We start from the raw sequence: 18,868 nt of genomic DNA on the forward strand, positions 1-18,868 counted from the left end.
GTGCTATTTGTGCTATTGGGCGTATAATTAATTTTTAAAATACGTATTTAATCGTTTATTTATTGGAGAAAAACATGGGTCTTGGTGGTATTAGCATTTGGCAGTTATTAATTGTTTTGGCAATTATTGTTTTAATCTTCGGCACGAAAAAATTACGTGGTATGGGTGGTGATATTGGCGGTGCTGTTAAAGGCTTTAAAAAAGCAATGTCGGACGATACTGCAACCGAGCAAGAAAAATCAGAGCAAATTCAGCAATCAGAGAAAAGTACAGTTCAAGATTCTACCACCACTGAAAAAGCCAAAGAAAACGATAAGGCTTAATTAGAATGGGAATGTGGGAACTTGTTGTTATTTTTATTGTTGGCTTAGTGGTACTTGGCCCTGAGCGTTTACCGGTTGCTATAAGAACAGTGAGTAAATGGATCAAAACAGCTAAGTCGATGGCTAATTCAGTTAAAGCCGAAGTAAGCGAAGAGCTGCGCGTTCATGAACTTCATGAAAACCTAAAAAAAGCAGAACAACAAGAGCTAAAAGATTTAAGCCCTGAGCTACAGCAGTCGGTTGACGAGCTCCAAAAAGCAGCTCAGTCAGTAACTCATAGTTATAAAAGCCCCCCAAGCAAAGCAACTAACGAACTTGATGAAAAAAAGTGAAATTTATTTCTCACTTTGTGGTCAACTTACTACATGGTATAAAAAATAATGGCTGAGGAAGTTAAATCGGGGTTTGTAGCGCATTTAATTGAGCTACGCGATAGGCTAATTAAAGCACTACTAAGTATCTTAGTGATATTCATTGGCTTGATATATTTTGCAAATGATATATACGAGTTTGTATCTGATCCATTAATAGCTCACTTACCAAGTGAAGCCACTATGATTGCGACAGATGTGACTGGCCCATTTATAGCACCACTAAAGCTAACATTATTTGTAGCCTTATTCGCCGCTATTCCATGGATATTACATCAAATCTGGGGATTTATGGCACCCGGCTTATACCAGCACGAAAAGCGCATGTTAATGCCAATTTTGGCCTCTAGCATTTTGCTATTTTATGGCGGTATTGCCTTTTGTTATTTCGTAGTACTGCCTAGTATATTGGGGTTTTTTACCAGTATTGGGCCACAAGTGATGACCCTAGCACCCGATATTAGTAGCTATTTAGATTTTGTACTTAAGCTGTTTTTTGCTTTTGGTGTAGCGTTCGAAATACCTGTAGCTATTATGCTGCTATGTTGGAGCGGTGCAACAACAACTAAAAGCTTAAAAGAAAAGCGCCCTTATATTGTGGTTGGCGTATTTGTAGTGGCTATGTTTTTAACGCCACCGGATGTGCTTTCACAAACATTATTAGCATTTCCTATGCTGCTTTTATTTGAGCTAGGGTTAATTTTAGCGAAATTTTATACAGTTAAAGAACAACAAGAATCTGAGGAATAAAATGAAAAAGCAATTACTCTCACTACTGGTTTTAATAAGCGCCCCTGCATTTGCAGCACAAGAGATTAATGTACAAGCACTGCAAGCATGTAGCTTTATTGAAAACGACTTCAATCGCTTACTTTGCTACGATAATACTGTTGCAGGGAAGCCATTAACCAAGCCAAGTGAGAAAAAAACACTTACACCGCCAAAAGCCGTTACCAATATTACACCTAACGTAAGCGCTCCGGTTGCAGCTGTAAAAGAAAAAGCCCCTGTAGCAAAAGCTGATGACTTTGGCCTAGAGCATAAAGAACTCACCAAAGATAAAGAAGAGAACATCACCGCGCTTGTATCATCAGTTAAAAAAGCCCCCTATGGCGAGCTTATTATTAAACTTGATAATGGCCAAGAGTGGCGTCAAATTGGATCTGACAGTCTTAAACTAAACGAGTCAGACACAGTTAATATTAGCCGAGGTGTATTTAATTCATTTCTATTACGTAAAGAGGGTCAAAACCGCTCTATTCGCGTAAAGCGTACTCAGTAATGACTAATACCTTAATTGATGCTGGTGTTAATTTAACTAATCATCAATTTGATCAAGTTCATGATGACGTAATTGCCCGCGCAGATGCTGCGGGCGTTTCAAAAATGCTTATTATAGGTTGTGATATCGCAAGCAGCCAACAATCGTTAGGGTTAGCGATTAAGTACAACCAATATGCAACAGCAGGTATTCACCCACATGATGCTAAATTGGCAACGAGTGAATTAGAAGATCAATTAACAACGCTTGCAAATAACAATCAGGTGATAGCTATTGGTGAATGTGGGCTGGATTATAACCGTGATTTTTCACCTCGTGATGTGCAATGTGAAGTTTTTAAACGCCAACTCGCATTAGCGGAAAAATTAGATTTACCTGTTTATTTACATGAACGCGATGCAAGTGAAGACATGCTAAATATTTTGCGAGAGTATAACGTACGCGGTGTTCTTCATTGCTTTACAGGTAATGCACACGCATTAAAAAACTATTTAGAGCTGGGCCTTTATATTGGCATAACTGGCTGGGTGTGTGATGAAAGGCGCGGCCAAGAACTGCAAAAATTAGTTCCAAGTATTCCTTTAGAACGACTGTTAATAGAAACAGATTCACCTTTTTTAATTCCACGAACAGTAAAGCCAAAGCCGAAATCACGTAAAAATGAGCCCGCGTTACTGCCTTATATTTGCCAAACAATTGCTCAGCTTTATCAAATTGATGAAAGCGTAGTTGCAAATCAAACGACAAAAAACTTTTACCGTGTTTTTGGTTTAGAGAATCGTTAATGACGCACGCAAAGGTATTTTTAGGCCTGTTATTGCTTCTTTGTTCTTTTTTCTCTTTTGCTAATCCTGTTGTAACTAAAAACTTTAAATCTGTAAAAGTAGATACATTAAGTTATTCTTTCTCACCTACCTCTGCACAAGATGCCTATATAAATAATAAGTCTAATTGGCGAGCAATAACTAATGAGCCTCTAAACTTAGGTTTTGAGCAGCGCCCTGTATGGCTAGCATTTACAATTAAAAATACGTTAACAGTGAATACCTCTTCTTTGCTTTCTTTGGATAACCCGCTTTTAAATGAAGTACAGATTTATCACTTTTACAACTCCAAATTACTATCGCATACTCAGCTTGGCGATGCATTTGCGCTTTCACAGCGAACGCTTAAGAGCGAATCTCTACTAGCAAAGCTAACACTACCCGCAAACAGTGTGAGTACTATAATTATAAAAGTAAGTAATTCTGCAGGATTACGTGTGCCTATTACACTTTGGCAACAAGACGCATACCTTGTCCATAAATCAAAACTTAATTTGATTTATGGACTACTCATAGGCTTTTTGTTTTCACTTGCTATCAGCTGCTTAGTTTTATATGGTTTTTCGCGCAAGTTATACTTTGCTTACGCTGGTGTAATCACTCTCATTTTAGGCGTGTTACTAGCGTATTTGTGCGGTTTTGGGGTGCGTTACTTTCACCCTAACACGCCTGCTGCACAGCAGTTTATGATCCCTGTATTACTCATGCTTACAACACTTGTGTTTTTACCACTTCAAAATCAAATATGTGAAATAAAAACATCTAAACTTGTTAAAGGGCAAAACATAATAACGAGTATATTTGCAGTGACCTTACTATTTACTTGGGCCCTGCCTAACGCACTACTGACTATTTTTTGCTTAACAGCTACACCTATTGTTATTTGCTATTATCTCGCTACAACAATAATGTACATGCACCATACACCATCAAAACCAGTACAAGCGTTAACCGTTGCCCTGATATTCTTTTTACTCGCTCTTGCTTACCTAATTATTGTTGTTTTTGGGTTGTACCCGCTGAGTATAAGTAGCTTAGCGTTTATATTTATTTGCTTTTTTAGCAGTACATTCTGTTTATGCTTTGGCGTTTTGAAGCAGTTTATATTAGAGCGCGATGAGCAAGTAATTACACAGCAAACCCTAATTGCTGAAAATGCCGCCCAAGATACACTTCTAAAAGAGCGTTTAATGCTACAAGAACAAGCGCAAAAAGAGCTTGAATCGCAAGTTGATGAGCGTACTTTTGAGCTGCAGGTTACACTTCGCGAGCTTGAAGATAAAAATCATGAGCTCGAGCAGCTTAATATGGAAGATGCGCTTACAGGTGTAAAAAACCGCCGCTTTTTTGATAAAAAACTCATTATGGAACTTCGTCGCTCACGACGTGAACAAACGCCATTAAGTATAATTATGCTTGATATAGATAGATTTAAAAGCATCAACGATAATTACGGGCATTTAACCGGTGATCAAGTTATTCGCGCAGTTGCTGATACAATTAAACAACATTTAAAGCGTCCTCTTGATGATGTTGCACGCTATGGTGGTGAAGAGTTTGTGATTTTGTTACCAAATACTGCCCATAATGGCGTACTTGATATTGCTGAAAAAATACGTAAAGCAATTGAAATCAACCAAATAAATGTGGCTGGCACATTTATTAATACTACCGTAAGTGCGGGGACATACACCGCCGTTATAGATGATATAAACAACCCTGAGCTTTTTACTCATAACGCCGATAAAGCACTTTATTACGCAAAACAACACGGTCGTAACCAAGTAATTAGTTTTCCAATACCACAGTAGGAGCATAGATTATGGCCCAATCAGGACTCGACCTTTTCCCATATACCCGCATGCGTAGAATGCGCCGTAGTGACTTTTCTCGCCGATTAATGGCTGAAAATCAACTATCTGTAAACGACCTTATATTTCCCGTATTTGTGCTCGAAGGTAAAAACCGCCGTGAAGCTATTGAATCAATGCCGGGTATTGAGCGCTTATCTATTGATTTACTGTTAGATGAAGCGAAAGAACTTGTTGAATTAGGCGTGCCTGCCATAGCTATTTTCCCGGTAACACCTTCTGATAAAAAATCTCTTTTTGCTGAAGAGGCTTATAACGATGATGGGCTTGCACAGCGAACTGTCCGTGCACTAAAAGAAGCCTTTCCTGAACTAGGTGTAATTACTGATGTAGCACTTGACCCATTTACCACCCATGGTCAAGACGGCATTATTGATGATACAGGGTATGTAATAAATGATGTAACAACCGAAATTTTGGTTAAGCAGGCACTTTCACACGCGCAAGCTGGCGCAGACGTAGTTGCTCCTTCGGACATGATGGACGGTCGTATTGGCGCTATTCGTGAGGCTCTTGAAGCGGATGGTCACATTCATACTCGTATAATGGCGTACTCGGCTAAGTATGCATCTAGCTATTACGGTCCTTTTAGAGATGCCGTTGGTTCAGCAGGTAATTTAAAAGGTGCCGATAAGAAAACCTATCAAATGGATCCAGCTAACTCAGATGAAGCGATTCGTGAAGTGGCTCTTGATTTACAAGAGGGCGCAGATATGGTGATGGTTAAGCCAGGTATGCCATATCTGGATGTGGTACGCCGTGTAAAATGTGAGTTTGGTGTACCTACTTTTGCTTATCAGGTAAGTGGGGAATATGCAATGCATAAAGCGGCAATCGATAACGGTTGGTTAGCGGAAGAAGCCACCATAATGGAGTCTTTACTTGCTTTTAAACGCGCTGGCGCTGATGGTATTTTAACCTATTTTGCAAAACAAGCCGCATTGTACCTATCTAATGAGTAAATATTTTTAAGAAGGGCGTTCTGCGCCTTTTCATTTACATCCATTAACAATCATTAACACTTTTGTGTTATTTTTATCATTTATATTCTCTACACTGTTGTCCCATTTTGGGATTGATACACGGGAATAATTAAAAATGTTTAAAACAAAAATAACACCATTAGCACTTGTAATAGCAAGCCTCAGTGCGCCAGCATCTGCTGATCTAATCATTTCAGAATATATAGAGGGAAGCAGTAACAACAAGGCAATTGAGCTTTATAATAATGCTGACACTGAAATTTCTCTTGAAGGTTATAATTTAGGACTCTACTCAAATGGTAGTAGCTCGGTTGGTAACTCAATTGATTTAACAGGTACATTAGGTGCTAATACCACCTATATTATCTCAAACCCGAGTGCAGCAGCTGCAATTCTTGATATTGCAGATGCAACTAGCACAGCCACTTATTTCAACGGTGATGATGCCCTTGTTTTAACTAAAGACGGTGCGATTGTTGATAGTTTTGGTCAAGTGGGTGTTGATCCGGGCTCTGAGTGGTCTGAAGGCGGTGTAGCGACAGTTAACAAAACATTGCGCAGAAAAAATAGTGTTACAACGGGCCGAACTGACTCGACCGGCGCATTTGATCCTAGCGATGAATGGGAACAGTTTGATATAGACACTTTTGATGGATTAGGTTCGCACGCTGGTGACGGTGGCACGGCCCCTGAGCCAGACCCTGAACCAGAACCACTAGAACCCCTTGTTTGTGGTGCAGATAAAACCCTAATTAGTGCAGTACAAGGCGCAGGCGATGCAAGCCCACTAGTCGATACCATGGTTGAAATTGAAGGTATTGTAACGGCTGATTTTCAAGGTGAAGATGGCTTAGATGGTTTCTTTATTACATCACTAGCTGCAGACGTAGATAGCGATCCAGTGACCTCGGAAGGCCTATTCGTATACTCTACCGATACCGACGTTGATGTAGGTAACTACGTACGCGTACAGGGTACTGTTGATGAATACTTCGACTCAACACAGCTAGCAGATGTAACTCAAATTGCTATATGCGGTACTGGTGAAGTAGCTTCTGCAACCACTGTAAGCTTACCTTTAGAAAGCCAGGCAGACCTAGAAGCCTATGAAGGAATGTTGGTAAGCCTAGATCAAACATTGGTTGTTACTGACAACTATGGTTTAGGTCGCTACGGAGAAGTTGAACTTGCCACTGAGCGTTTGTACCAAGGTACACAAGTTGCATTGCCAGGCGATGCAGCAAATGCTGTTGAAGCGGCTAACTTAACTAAAAAAATCTTATTAGATGATGGCTCTACAGCTCAAAACTCGGAGTTATCAGCTTACCCAGCAGCAGGTTTATCTGCAGAAAATACACTACGTACTGGTGATACTGTAAATGCAGTAACAGGCGTAATTGCATACAGCTTTAGCACGTATCGCATCCACCCAACGGTTACACCACAGTTTATAGCAACGAATGCGCGTGAAGATGCGCCAGAGCAAAGTGAAGAAGCCGATTTACGAATCGCCAGCTTTAACGTACTTAACTACTTTAATGGTGACGGACAAGGCGGTGATTTTCCTACTAGTCGTGGTGCTGACTCAGAAGAAGAATTTGTACGTCAAGAAGCAAAAATTGTAAGTGCAATTAGTGCCATGCAGGCAGATGTTGTTGGCCTAATGGAAATTGAAAACGATGGCTTCGGTGAGTTTAGCGCTATTGCAAGTTTAGTTAATGCATTAAACGAAGCAGATACCGCTAACAACTACGCCTATGTTGATTTTAATGTAAGCCAAATTGGTACTGATGCAATTACCACTGCCCTTATTTACCGCGCAGATAAAGTAGAAGAGGTAGGCACAGCGGCAATCACTACTGATTATCCATTTGATTACAGCAACCGTGCTCCTATTGCACAAAGCTTTAAATCACTCTCTACCGATGAAGTGTTTACGGTTTCTGTTGCGCACCTTAAATCTAAAGGTAGCTGTGGCGATGACAATAACGACGACCTAGGTGATGGCCAAGGCTGTTGGAATGAAATTCGTACAGAAGCTGCAACGGCATTTAGTAGCTGGCTTGATGGTAAACCAACGGGTGTAGACGATGAAGATATTATTCTTGTGGGTGATATGAATGCTTACGCAATGGAAGATCCAATCCGCAAGTTCGATGAAAAAGGCTACAAAAATATAGTCGCTGAACTTGATGGCAATACGCTGGGTTATTCTTATAGTTTCTCAGGCCGTGCAGGTAGTCTCGATCATGCATTGGCAAGTGAGTCACTACTAAGTAAAGTAGTCGCGGCGACTGATTGGCACATTAATGCAGATGAACCTATCGTGCTTGATTACAACGTTGAGTTTAAGAGCGACGGCCAACAATCTACACTTTATGCCGAAGGCCCTTACCGTGCCTCTGATCACGACCCGGTGATCATCGATATTAAGTCTGAGGTTTTGCTAACACCAGAAGAGCAAACACCTGTTATCACTCCGGATCAGGTTTTCGCAATTGATGAAGGTACCTCACTTGATACCGTGATTGGACAGCTGGCTTTCAGCGATCCTAACGCAGATGTTTCTCCTGTTATTGGTTTTACGTTGACGGGAAGTGATAAAATTTCAATCAATGAACAAGGACAGCTAATTGTGGCCTCAGAGCTTGATTACAGTGTCGAGAATACAATTACACTGTCAATACAAGCAACAGATAGCGCTAACAATGTTTCAGAGCCCACTTCTGTAGTAATCAATATCAATGAAGTGCAAAATGATGATGACTCAGGCTCACTACTTTGGTTAACGCTTCTTTTAGCACCGCTATCTGTGTTACGCAGATTGAAAAAGAAATAACGCACCTAGTTAACAATAAAAGCCGCTTTATTAAGCGGCTTTTTTCGTTTTATACAAATGTAATTCAGATAAGCTTCATTAAAGCCCCCGTAATATGTACATATTGTCTATAAATGCCCTAATAAGTAATCTGTACTCTTATAAACCAGAGCAAATTCACTCAATTTAATCTGTGCTTATACTTTAAAATCAGCTACTTATTGAATAATGTAATTTTTTAAACAGGCTCACATTTTGCTGTAATTGGTAAGCCGATATTTACAATCTATAACAAAAATCAATATTTACCCTAATACGTAAAAATAAGTGTGTTTTTATTAAGGAATGAGAATGAAACAATTAACCCAAAAACTGCCACAATGGCCAAAGAAGTCAGCGCCATTACTGGGTCTACTTATTATTTTTTCTACTTGGGGCAATAGCAATCAAGCAATTGCTGCAACCGGCGACGTTGCCATACCACAAAGCAGTTTATTTGATGTAATCAGCGCTCGTGCTAAAAAGTTAGCAAGCGAAGAGTACATAGCGCCTAAAAACATTGAACTTGAAGCGCTAAATAATATTGATTATCAAGATTATCGTTCAATTCGATTTAAAAAAGATAAGTCAGTTTGGAAAGATGAAGGCCTATACGAATTGCAACTCTTCCACCCTGGGTTTTTATATAAAACACCCGTTACTATAAATACTGTTGATGGCGACTCTAACCGTAGCCGCTTACCTTTTAGCACCGATTTTTACCAATACGATGGGACAGCAGCCCCTTTACAAGAAGAAATAGCAAAAAGTGTTGCTGGCACTCAGTTAGGTCATGCAGGCTTTCGTGTACATTTCCCATTGAATACTAATGAATACAAAGACGAAGTAATGGTATTTCAAGGAGCATCATATTTTAGGGTTGTTGGGCCAAATCAAGTGTATGGTTTATCTGCCCGTGGCTTAGCTATAGATACCGCTGAAAACTCGGGAGAAGAATTTCCAGTGTTTAAAGAGTTTTGGCTCGCTAAACCAAAACCTGAACAAACTAATATTACTATTTTTGCTCTGCTAGATAGCCCGTCAGTTTCTGGTGCGTATAAGTTTAACGTAGACCCGACAACAAATATGCTTGTTGATGTTGATATGCAAATTTTTGCCCGTAAGGATATTAAAAAGCTGGGCGTGGCACCGCTGACCAGTATGTTTTATCACGGTGAAAACAGCACTAAGTTCTTTGATGATTACCGCCCTGAAGTTCATGACTCAGACGGCTTATTAACTCAATCAGCTGATAATAAATGGGTATGGCGCCCACTCAACAACCCTTCTCAGTTGAGTGTTACATCGTTCTCATACAATAATCCAAAAGGTTTTGGTTTAGCGCAGCGTGACCGTGAATTTAATAATTACCTTGATACAGAAGCGCATTACCATAACCGCCCTAGCCTATGGATCGAACCAAAAGGTGAGTGGGGAAATGGCCGTGTAGAGCTAGTAGAAATACCAACCGATACAGAAACTAACGATAATATTGTAAGTTACTGGGTACCTGAAAAGCCAATGAAGGCAGGTGACTCGTTAAAACTAAGCTACAAAATGACTACCTTTAATGCTTTTTTAACTCAGCACGAAAAAGCGCGTGTACTACGAACAAGAATTGGCAGTGCAGCCTTGCCAGGTGAAGATAATCCGCCGCCACCAAGTCACCGCCAGTTTACCGTGGACTTTACAGGCTCAGATATAAATCACCTTTCTGAGCAACTAAAACTAGATGCAGACATTCAACTTACAACGGGCGAAGTAACCGATGTAAATGTGCAAAAACTGCCAAATTCACAAGGATGGCGTGTAGCCTTTAAAATTGCACCACAGGACGATCAACCTGTTGATATGCGTTTATCGTTAAAACTACGTGACAAAGAAATTAGCGAGGTATGGAGCTATGTTTGGTACCCAAATGACATCAAGTAATAAAGGAAAAGGCACACCCATGCCATTCAAAACATTAAGAGTATGGCTGTTTGCCATTGCTGCCTTGGGCACATCTGGGTACGGCATATCAATTATGTTTGAGATTTTGAGCTCAAACGGCATGACTTTGCTTGAATATGCCCTTTTGGTTTTATTCTCTATTACCTTTGCATGGATTGTAACGGCTTTTTGTAGTGGAACCATTGGTTTTGTGCTGCAATTGTTGCGTATCGACCCACTCACATTAAAACGTATTAAACCTATTGAGTTTGATAATGCAGCCCTTGCTAAGCAAAAAACGGCTGTAGTTATGCCTATTTATAACGAAGATACTCACCGAGTTATTGCGGGCTTTGAAGTAAGCTTACAATCTTTAAAAGAAACGGGTCAGCTTGATAATTTTGATTTTTATTTACTAAGTGACACACAAGACTCAGAAATAGCCAAAAATGAGTTAAGTGCGTGGCATGCATTATGTGAACGTCTTGGTGATACTGCCAAACACGTATTTTATCGTCGCCGTGAAGACAACAAACACCGTAAAGTAGGTAATCTTACCGACTTTTGTGAACGCTGGGGTAGCCAGTACGATCACATGATTGTACTTGATGCCGATAGCGTAATGACGGGTAAATGTATGTTAGAGCTAACAACTAGCATGCTTAATAACCCACAAGCCGGTTTGATTCAAACAATCCCTATTCCTGTACGCCAAGACACCTTTTTTGGTCGTTTTTTACAATTTGCTTCAGTGCTTTATAGCCCAATGCTCGCCACTGGATCTGCATTTTGGCAAACAGATAAAGCCAACTATTGGGGTCATAACGCAATTATAAGAGTCGAGGCGTTTATTACCTGTTGTGGTTTACCAACGCTTAAAGGTAATGCACCTTTTGGCGGCGAAATTTTAAGCCATGACTTTGTTGAAGCTTCGTTACTTCATAGTGCTGGTTGGGATGTACTACTGTTATCTGAAATTGAAGGTAGTTATGAAGAAGTACCTAGTAATATTCTAGACTATGCTGTACGCGACAGACGTTGGGTACAGGGTAATATTCAGCACTTAGGCTTATTATCTTCATCAAAATTAAAACTCATGAGCAAACTGCATTTTTTATTAGGTGCAACAGCGTATATCTCGTCATTAATTTGGCTTTCAATGCTTGCACTTAGCACTATAGATGCTGTTACTCGTGCGCTAAACAGTGATGTTTACTTTAACCGCATTTATCAGTTATTCCCAACTTGGCAAATAGCTAAAACAGATCTAATTGATTCGTTACTTTACTTAACCATTGTTATTTTGTTAATGCCTAAATTAATGGGCCTCATTGTTACTCTGATCCACAGGAACAAACGCTTTGGGGGCTCAATTAAACTTATACTGGGTTCAATTATCGAAACCGTATTTGCAATTGTTGTTGCACCATTAATGATGGTCTTTCATGCTTATTTTGTACTATGTGTATTTTTAGGTAAGAAAGTAAAATGGGATGCGCAACCTCGCGAAGGACGAATGGTTCCGTGGAAAGAAGCGTTTGGTTACACATTATTTTCAACCTTGGTAGCCATAGCCTGGGGTAGCGTTGCCTATTACTTCACGCCTGTATTCTTTTGGTGGTTATCCCCTATTTTACTTGGTTTGATTTTAGGGGCTCCAATTATTCGCTACACAAGCAGCATTAAACTAGGTGTACAATTAAGAAAAATGGGAATATTTATTTGTCCTAGTGAAGTCGATAACGACACAACTCTAGAGGCACTTAAAACACACTTAAAAGAGATTTCTGTACCAGAGGAAGGTTTATACCCACAAACCACACCTGCTCTTCCTCAAGAGCATATGGTCACGATGCCTATTCAAAGCTTTAGTAAGCCTCGCAAGCTAAAGATGAAAGCGCTAAAAGCTAAAGCAATTAAAAAGTTCAATTAGCGCTAAATAGATAGTCATCAGTAACTAACAAAAAAGGAGCAATGAATTGCTCCTTTTTATTACCTAAAATTTAGCCGAATCGAAATAACCGTTTTTTTAATTAGAGAACGCCTCTAATAAGGTATGTTATTGAATAAGTACACAGGCACTTACATAGGGTATGTAGCAATGATTTACTGTGTCTTTACTTTAACTCTATAAATTATAGGCAATAAAAAACCCGCAATATGTGCGGGTTTTTTTAAAGAATTAAAGCGCTAATTACTTAGCCGCTTTTTTCTCTTTTTCTGCAGCGATTACCGTTTCAGATACGTTAGCTGGACAAGGTGCATAGTGTGAGAACTCCATAGAGAACTGACCACGACCTGATGTCATAGTGCGTAGTGAACCGATGTAACCGAACATTTCTGATAACGGTACGTCAGCTTTAATGCGAACGCCAGTTAAACCAGCTTCTTGGTCGCTTAGCATACCACGACGACGGTTAAGGTCACCGATTACGTCACCAACGTGATCTTCTGGCGTGAACACGTCAACTTTCATGATTGGCTCAAGAAGTTGTGCGCCCGCTTTAGGGATCGATTGACGGAAAGCGCCTTTAGCAGCGATTTCGAATGCGATTGCAGATGAATCCACGGCGTGGAAGCCACCGTCGAAAAGTTCTACTTCAACGTCAAGTACAGGGAAGCCAGCTAGCACACCTTCTTGCATCATTGATTTAAAGCCTTTCTCAACTGCAGGCCAGAATTCTTTAGGTACGTTACCACCAACAACTGATGATGTGAACGTGAAGCCTGAACCCACTTCGCCTGGCTTGATGCGGTAATCAATTTTACCGAACTGACCAGAACCACCAGATTGTTTCTTATGCGTGTAGCTATCTTCGATTTCACGAGTGATAGTTTCACGGTAAGCAACCTGTGGTTGACCAACGATAAGGTCTACACCGTAAGTACGCTTAAGGATATCTACTTTGATATCTAAGTGAAGCTCACCCATACCTTTAAGGATAGTTTCGCCTGAATCTTCATCAGTCTCAACTTGGAAAGATGGATCTTCTGCAACCATTTTACCGATAGCAACACCCATTTTCTCATTACCGCCTTTATCTTTAGGCTGTACAGCAATCGAGATTACTGGAGTTGGGAATACCATTGGCTCAAGAGTTACTTTGTCTTTCGGATCACATAGAGTGTGACCAGTTTGTACGTTTTTCATGCCTACGATTGCAATGATGTCACCAGCTTGTGCGCTAGTTAACTCTTTACGTTCGTCAGCTTGCATCTCAACCATACGGCCAACACGCTCTGTTTTACCAGTAAACGAGTTAAGGATAGTATCACCCTTGTTAAGTTTACCTGAGTAAATACGTACGAATGTTAATGCACCAAAACGGTCATCCATGATTTTAAATGCTAATGCTTTAAATGTTTCATCAGCAGATACGATTGCATGGTCGCCAGTTTCGTTACCTTCTTCATCCATAAGAGGTTGAGGGTCAACTTCTGTAGGAGATGGTAAGTAATCAACAACAGCGTCAAGTACTAGTTGAACACCCTTGTTTTTAAATGCAGAACCACAGAACGTTGGGAAGAACGCAAGGTCACGAGTACCTTTACGGATACAACGCTTGATATCTTCTAAAGAAGGTACTTCACCTTCCATGTACGCTTCCATTAGGTCATCGTCTTGCTCTACAGCAGTTTCGATAAGCATTTCATGGTATTCTTCAGTTTTTTCTACCATATCTGCAGGAACGTCTGTGATTTCGTAGTTTTCTGGAAGACCAGTGTCATCCCAAACGTATGCTTTTTTAGTAAGAACGTCTACAACACCAACGAAGTCATCTTCAATACCGATTGGTAAAGTCATAACTAGTGGTACAGCACCAAGTACTTTACGTACTTGCTCAGTTACACGGTAAAAATCAGCACCCATACGGTCTAATTTGTTTACGAAGATAATACGTGCAACTTCTGATTCGTTAGCGTAACGCCAGTTAGTTTCTGATTGTGGCTCAACACCACCAGAACCACAGAATACACCAACACCGCCGTCTAATACTTTAAGTGAACGGTAAACTTCAACTGTGAAGTCAACGTGTCCAGGAGTATCGATAACGTTGAAACGGTGATCTTTCCAGAAACAGCTTACTGCCGCAGACTGGATAGTAATACCGCGCTCAGCTTCTTGATCCATGAAGTCAGTAGTAGATTCACCATCATGAACCTCACCTGTTTTATGGATAGTACCTGTAAGCTTCAGGATACGCTCAGTAGTAGTGGTTTTACCCGCATCAACGTGCGCGAAAATACCAATGTTTCTGTACTTCGATAAATCTGCCATTATTTTACTCTTAATAAAGTCGATAAATTATTCGGCGGGAGTATAGCATTACTTCAAGCGAACATCACCATACAAGTCGCTTAAAATGCAATCAATTCAATAAAATTTTTTTAGATTTGAATGATGTACCAACTAAATAACACTGATTATTATATAAACCATTAAAACTATTATATTTTATTCTTAAAAACTGAGATTACAAAAGTGAGTTAATTATTATCTTACTACGCTTATATCATGTGTGTTTGCTTTAACTTTCGTCAAGAAGTAATACATCAGCCTTTTATAAAATAACCAAAAGTAATTAATATTTGTACATCTACCCTAATAATTTTCTTGTTATTTAAGCTGACAAAAATCCTCCTTGCTATAAATAGATAAACTGCTTTTTATATTAGCCCCGACTAAGTTACTTATTAAAGTTTGTAATTAATAAAAAATATTTCTAAATATTCGTTTTTAAAAGTGCATAAAAAACAAACCAACTAAAATAAGAATTATTTGCATTTAGGTGTTGACAGATAATTAAATCTAACTGATAATCAATATCAACAAGGCGGAATGCATACCCCTTGTTAAGGAATGAACTAATTTGTTTCTCGACCCTGAAACAACGTGTGGCGCACGTAAACAGCTATGGTTACTTGTTATGAACCGCAACGCCCCTTGATGTTGATGATGAGTAACCGCCCTACTATTTTACTTGCTACATTGCTCATATCGGTGACGGTAGATATGAAACTAAAAAAGCCCTTTCGGGCTTTTTTTATGTCTGAAATTTGGTGAGTCGCTTACTCACATAAATTTCCCATTAACGGCGGTTTTTTCGGGCGCGTGCACGGCGCTGTTTTTTCTCTTCTTCTTTAGCTGCTTTTTTAGCTTCTGCTGCGGCTCGTAATCCTGCTACCATAATTTCTTCCTCTTCACGCATGGCAGGGGTTTCCATGGTGATGCGGCCAATAATGCCATCACGAAGTTCGTTAATTAGTATTTCAGACATTTTGTACGTGTCTATTTGATTACCACCTCGAATACAGCCACGCTTTTTACCGGCCATTTCTACAAATTCCCAGTCACTTTCTGGCAGTTCGGCAATTTTATAGCGTGCTTTTAAAAGCTCTGGGTATGCACGTAGTAAATACTCAGCGGTGTAACTTGCTACTTCTTCGTATTCCAGCGCTGTGTCGCGTATTGCACCAGTGGCACCTAAACGATAACCCGAATTTTCGTTCTCTACTTTAGGCCAAAGCATTCCTGGTGTGTCGTAAAGCATAATGCCATCTTCAAGCTTAATGCGTTGCTGCGCTTTAGTAACTGCAGGCTCATTACCTGTTTTTGCCACTATACGCCCAGCTAATACATTAATTAATGTAGATTTACCGACGTTTGGAATACCCATTATCATGGCTTTAATCTGCTTATCAGCACCTACTTTGTGCGGCACGAGCTTTTTACACAGCTCGTTAATACGGTGTACTTCAGCAGCTTTATCATGCCCAAAAGCAATGGCTTTAACGCCACTTTCTTGCTCAAAGTAATCTTTCCACGCTTGGGTCATTTTAGGATCGGCTAAATCAGCCTTATTTAATATTTTGATGACCGGTTTGCCTTCGCGCAAAGTTGTCACCATTGGATTTTCGCTACTATAAGGAATGCGTGCATCTAGCACTTCAATGATCACATCCATTTGTGGCATTATTTCTTTAATTTCATTTCGGGCTTTATTCATGTGCCCAGGGAACCACTGGATAGCCATTTTTAACTCCTAACATATAATTTGACGCTATTTTAACTGGCAATTCATTTAATTGCGCTATACTGGGGCAAATTTTTTCAGATTAGACATTATGGCTCTTAAATCTACCATTATTAAAGCGCAATTATCGCTAAGCGATATGGATCGTTACGTGTACCAAGATTTTAATTTAACCTTGGCGCAGCACCCCTCAGAAACAGATCAACGCTTGATGATTCGCTTACTCGCTTTTGCGCTAAATAGTTGTGATGGTTTAGAATTTACTAAAGGGCTAAGTGCTGATGATGAACCTGAGCTTTGGCATGTAAACTACAGTGAAGAAATAGAGCTGTGGATTGAGCTTGGGCTGCCGGATGAAAAACGTCTCAAAAAAGCCTGCAATAAATCTAAAAAAGTGGTGCTTTATACTTACGGCGAAAATAATCAAACAATTTGGTGGCAAAAGCATCAGCCTAAGTTATACGAATTTAAAAACTTAAGCATTTTTAGCCTCGATTATGCAGCTACTCAAGCATTAGCCGATTTAGTTGATCGAAATATAAAACTCACTATTACCGTACAAGATGGTGAAGTATGGGTAAGCACCGATACAGCTAATATTGAAATTAAGCCGCAGCAATTAATGTAATAACCATAAATTAGAGGGCCTATGAAAGTTAAACACGTTATTGTTTTGCATGGTTTGTATATGTCTGGCTTTGTTATGCGCCCTCTTTGCTCGCGCCTTGAAGAATCAGGGATGACTGTACTCAATATTACCTACAATACGCTTGACCCAAACCTCGAAGCCCTATTTGAACAAATTGATACGTTTATTGGCGACGAACCCTCAGCGCTGGTATGTCACTCTATGGGTGGATTAATTGCACGCGCTTATTTAGAAGCAAGTTCAGCAGCTAGCCACTATGTATCTAAAGTTATTACCTTAGGTACCCCGCACAAAGGTAGTCATATTGCGCAAAAAATGAAGCAAAAAGGATTTGAATCATTTTTAAAAAATAGCGTGGAATTTTTATTAACTAAAAATGGTAATTGGCCCTTTAAAGCCAAACTTTATAGTATTGCCGGCGACTTGCCTATTGGGCTAATGCCATTAATCGTTAAAGGCAGTCAATCAGACGGCACCGTATTACTCGATGAGACTAAACTAAAAGGTATGGCTGAACATAAAGTGTTTCATTTAAGCCATACCAGTATGATTTATTCACGCCAAGTGCTCGATTATATTTTAAAATGTTTAAGTGAGAATGATTAGCCCTCTGCATTGGCTGCTATTTTATAACTAATTAAAAATACGATACCTAAAATTAGCGGTATTGGGGCTGCAATATAGCCAAACGTATCTGAGTTTGCCAAACTTGCCCCTGCTAAATGCGCTACTAACCCAAGTACAAATGTGATGACTGCAATTCCTACTACGATTAACTCTGCTTTATTTTGTTTAGCTGTTTTTGCATGCATGTTATCTCTCCTAATTATTTAGACAGCATTATTATGCGCCGTTAGGATGGATGATTTTTGACCTAAACCAATAAAAAAATAGCTAAGTTATTACCTTGAATAAAGCTTGTTTTAGATCATGATTTATATACTTTTGAGTTTTATTTACTTTTGAGGGGTAGTATTTTTATTAATCAGTCCCACTTCTATTAATAGTCTAAAGTGAATACACATATCAAAAATAACTAATAGATAAAAGCTATTAGATAGATAAATTTATACGATTTTACTAATTTATAAAAATTAGTAATACTTATTCACAAGTTCACAAATCAACGGTTATTCAAGGAGCAAGTTATGTCACATGTAAACGCAATAGGTCTAAACAGTGCTAAAAGTGATGACATTGTAAAATCACTCAATACGCTATTAAGCAGCTACCAAATTCAGTATATGAATGCGCGTGGTTTTCACTGGAATATTAAAGGCCGTAACTTTTTTGAACTACATGTTAAGTTTGAAGAAATTTATAACTTACTACTTTTGAAGGTAGATGAAGTTGCAGAACGTATTTTAACGTTAGATGGCGCCCCACTACACGCGTTTTCTGATTACCTTGAGGTAAGTAAAATTAAAGAAGCTAAAGGTATCAGTGACGGTGTAACAGCTGTAGAAAACCTTTTAGCTGGTTACAGCACATTAATCCACATGCAGCGCGATATTTTAAACCAAGCTAGCGACGCAGAAGATGAAGGCACAGCCTCACTAATGAGCGATTACATCTCAGAACAAGAAAAACTGGTTTGGATGTTAAAAGCTTACTTAGATTAAGCGAGTAGAAAAAGCCCTCAATGAAGAGGGCTACAAATAGGGATAAATCGTTAAATAATTAATCGATTCGGTTACTATATTAGCTGGCTCCCAATACCAAGCAACGCCCCTGTTACCAG

16 protein-coding genes are annotated in these 18,868 nt (G+C 39.4%); 13 read left to right on the top strand and 3 right to left on the bottom strand.

The genetic code is table 11. The features are described from left to right. Window positions 1–74: 74 nt before the first annotated feature. From tatA to mdoH, 10 genes are all read left to right on the top strand, one after another. Complete coding sequence (tatA, locus tag J8L71_RS16775; protein ID WP_211001542.1) at window positions 75–323, top strand: Sec-independent protein translocase subunit TatA; 249 nt, start codon at window positions 75–77, stop codon at window positions 321–323. A gap of 5 nt (window positions 324–328) precedes the next feature. Continuing rightward, window positions 329–655, top strand: coding sequence for a Sec-independent protein translocase protein TatB (gene tatB, locus J8L71_RS16780; RefSeq protein WP_211001543.1), 327 nt, complete (start codon window positions 329–331; stop codon window positions 653–655). 48 nt (window positions 656–703) lie between these two features. Continuing rightward, window positions 704–1,444 (top strand): twin-arginine translocase subunit TatC, encoded by a 741-nt coding sequence (gene tatC, locus J8L71_RS16785; protein WP_211001544.1) that lies wholly within the window; start codon window positions 704–706, stop codon window positions 1,442–1,444. A 1-nt stretch (window position 1,445) separates the two neighbouring features. Beyond that, window positions 1,446–1,976: a hypothetical protein gene (locus J8L71_RS16790; protein WP_211001545.1), complete on the top strand. Its 531-nt coding sequence runs from the start codon at window positions 1,446–1,448 to the stop codon at window positions 1,974–1,976. Beyond that, window positions 1,976–2,761: a TatD family hydrolase gene (locus J8L71_RS16795; protein WP_211001546.1), complete on the top strand. Its 786-nt coding sequence runs from the start codon at window positions 1,976–1,978 to the stop codon at window positions 2,759–2,761. The genes J8L71_RS16790 and J8L71_RS16795 overlap by 1 nt, the downstream gene beginning before the upstream one ends. Continuing rightward, window positions 2,761–4,611, top strand: a complete 1,851-nt coding sequence (locus J8L71_RS16800; protein ID WP_211001547.1) for a diguanylate cyclase — start codon at window positions 2,761–2,763, stop codon at window positions 4,609–4,611. The genes J8L71_RS16795 and J8L71_RS16800 overlap by 1 nt, the downstream gene beginning before the upstream one ends. 11 nt (window positions 4,612–4,622) lie before the next feature. Next, window positions 4,623–5,633: a porphobilinogen synthase gene (gene hemB / locus J8L71_RS16805; RefSeq protein ID WP_211001548.1), complete on the top strand. Its 1,011-nt coding sequence runs from the start codon at window positions 4,623–4,625 to the stop codon at window positions 5,631–5,633. Between the two features lie 136 nt (window positions 5,634–5,769). After that, window positions 5,770–8,493 carry an ExeM/NucH family extracellular endonuclease gene (locus J8L71_RS16810; RefSeq protein WP_211001549.1) on the top strand — a complete coding sequence of 908 codons (2,724 nt, stop codon included), beginning with the start codon at window positions 5,770–5,772 and terminating at the stop codon, window positions 8,491–8,493. A gap of 330 nt (window positions 8,494–8,823) precedes the next feature. Then, on the top strand, window positions 8,824–10,443 hold the full coding sequence (locus J8L71_RS16815) for a glucan biosynthesis protein G (RefSeq protein ID WP_211001550.1): 1,620 nt from the start codon (window positions 8,824–8,826) through the stop codon (window positions 10,441–10,443). Beyond that, window positions 10,415–12,376: a glucans biosynthesis glucosyltransferase MdoH gene (gene mdoH, locus J8L71_RS16820; protein ID WP_211001551.1), complete on the top strand. Its 1,962-nt coding sequence runs from the start codon at window positions 10,415–10,417 to the stop codon at window positions 12,374–12,376. Before J8L71_RS16815 ends, mdoH begins: the two co-directional genes overlap by 29 nt. A gap of 261 nt (window positions 12,377–12,637) precedes the next feature. Here mdoH and fusA read toward each other — a convergent pair whose 3' ends face one another. Together fusA and ylqF are read right to left on the bottom strand one after the other, a co-directional pair. Next, window positions 12,638–14,722, bottom strand: a complete 2,085-nt coding sequence (gene fusA, locus J8L71_RS16825; RefSeq protein ID WP_211001552.1) for an elongation factor G — start codon at window positions 14,720–14,722, stop codon at window positions 12,638–12,640. A gap of 811 nt (window positions 14,723–15,533) precedes the next feature. Further along, on the bottom strand, window positions 15,534–16,478 hold the full coding sequence (gene ylqF, locus J8L71_RS16830; RefSeq protein ID WP_058548793.1) for a ribosome biogenesis GTPase YlqF: 945 nt from the start codon (window positions 16,476–16,478) through the stop codon (window positions 15,534–15,536). Between the two features lie 91 nt (window positions 16,479–16,569). Between ylqF and J8L71_RS16835 the strand changes: the two genes are divergently transcribed. After that, window positions 16,570–17,106, top strand: coding sequence for a YaeQ family protein (locus J8L71_RS16835; RefSeq protein WP_211001553.1), 537 nt, complete (start codon window positions 16,570–16,572; stop codon window positions 17,104–17,106). 21 nt (window positions 17,107–17,127) lie between these two features. Further along, on the top strand, window positions 17,128–17,733 hold the full coding sequence (locus J8L71_RS16840; RefSeq protein WP_211001554.1) for an alpha/beta hydrolase: 606 nt from the start codon (window positions 17,128–17,130) through the stop codon (window positions 17,731–17,733). Here the strand turns inward: J8L71_RS16840 and J8L71_RS16845 are convergent. Continuing rightward, window positions 17,730–17,939: a hypothetical protein gene (locus J8L71_RS16845; RefSeq protein WP_211001555.1), complete on the bottom strand. Its 210-nt coding sequence runs from the start codon at window positions 17,937–17,939 to the stop codon at window positions 17,730–17,732. The two genes, J8L71_RS16840 and J8L71_RS16845, sit on opposite strands and share 4 nt — an antisense overlap. Before the next feature lie 336 nt (window positions 17,940–18,275). On the opposite strand from J8L71_RS16845, the gene J8L71_RS16850 reads away from it, so the two are divergent. Next, window positions 18,276–18,749 (top strand): Dps family protein, encoded by a 474-nt coding sequence (locus J8L71_RS16850; RefSeq protein WP_211001556.1) that lies wholly within the window; start codon window positions 18,276–18,278, stop codon window positions 18,747–18,749. Window positions 18,750–18,868: the final 119 nt, after the last annotated feature.

The organism is Pseudoalteromonas sp. MMG007 (genome assembly GCF_018100985.1).
GTDB lineage: Bacteria > Pseudomonadota > Gammaproteobacteria > Enterobacterales > Alteromonadaceae > Pseudoalteromonas.

Coding starts and splice junctions, on each gene's coding strand:
- fusA (WP_211001552.1), bottom strand. CDS start 14,722: ATGGCAGATTTATCGAAGTACAGAAACATTGGTATTTTCGCGCACGTT.
- hemB (WP_211001548.1), top strand. CDS start 4,623: ATGGCCCAATCAGGACTCGACCTTTTCCCATATACCCGCATGCGTAGA.
- tatA (WP_211001542.1), top strand. CDS start 75: ATGGGTCTTGGTGGTATTAGCATTTGGCAGTTATTAATTGTTTTGGCA.
- J8L71_RS16845 (WP_211001555.1), bottom strand. CDS start 17,939: ATGCATGCAAAAACAGCTAAACAAAATAAAGCAGAGTTAATCGTAGTA.
- J8L71_RS16815 (WP_211001550.1), top strand. CDS start 8,824: ATGAAACAATTAACCCAAAAACTGCCACAATGGCCAAAGAAGTCAGCG.
- tatC (WP_211001544.1), top strand. CDS start 704: ATGGCTGAGGAAGTTAAATCGGGGTTTGTAGCGCATTTAATTGAGCTA.
- J8L71_RS16800 (WP_211001547.1), top strand. CDS start 2,761: ATGACGCACGCAAAGGTATTTTTAGGCCTGTTATTGCTTCTTTGTTCT.
- J8L71_RS16850 (WP_211001556.1), top strand. CDS start 18,276: ATGTCACATGTAAACGCAATAGGTCTAAACAGTGCTAAAAGTGATGAC.
- tatB (WP_211001543.1), top strand. CDS start 329: ATGGGAATGTGGGAACTTGTTGTTATTTTTATTGTTGGCTTAGTGGTA.
- J8L71_RS16835 (WP_211001553.1), top strand. CDS start 16,570: ATGGCTCTTAAATCTACCATTATTAAAGCGCAATTATCGCTAAGCGAT.
- J8L71_RS16790 (WP_211001545.1), top strand. CDS start 1,446: ATGAAAAAGCAATTACTCTCACTACTGGTTTTAATAAGCGCCCCTGCA.
- ylqF (WP_058548793.1), bottom strand. CDS start 16,478: ATGGCTATCCAGTGGTTCCCTGGGCACATGAATAAAGCCCGAAATGAA.
- J8L71_RS16810 (WP_211001549.1), top strand. CDS start 5,770: ATGTTTAAAACAAAAATAACACCATTAGCACTTGTAATAGCAAGCCTC.
- J8L71_RS16840 (WP_211001554.1), top strand. CDS start 17,128: ATGAAAGTTAAACACGTTATTGTTTTGCATGGTTTGTATATGTCTGGC.
- mdoH (WP_211001551.1), top strand. CDS start 10,415: ATGTTTGGTACCCAAATGACATCAAGTAATAAAGGAAAAGGCACACCC.
- J8L71_RS16795 (WP_211001546.1), top strand. CDS start 1,976: ATGACTAATACCTTAATTGATGCTGGTGTTAATTTAACTAATCATCAA.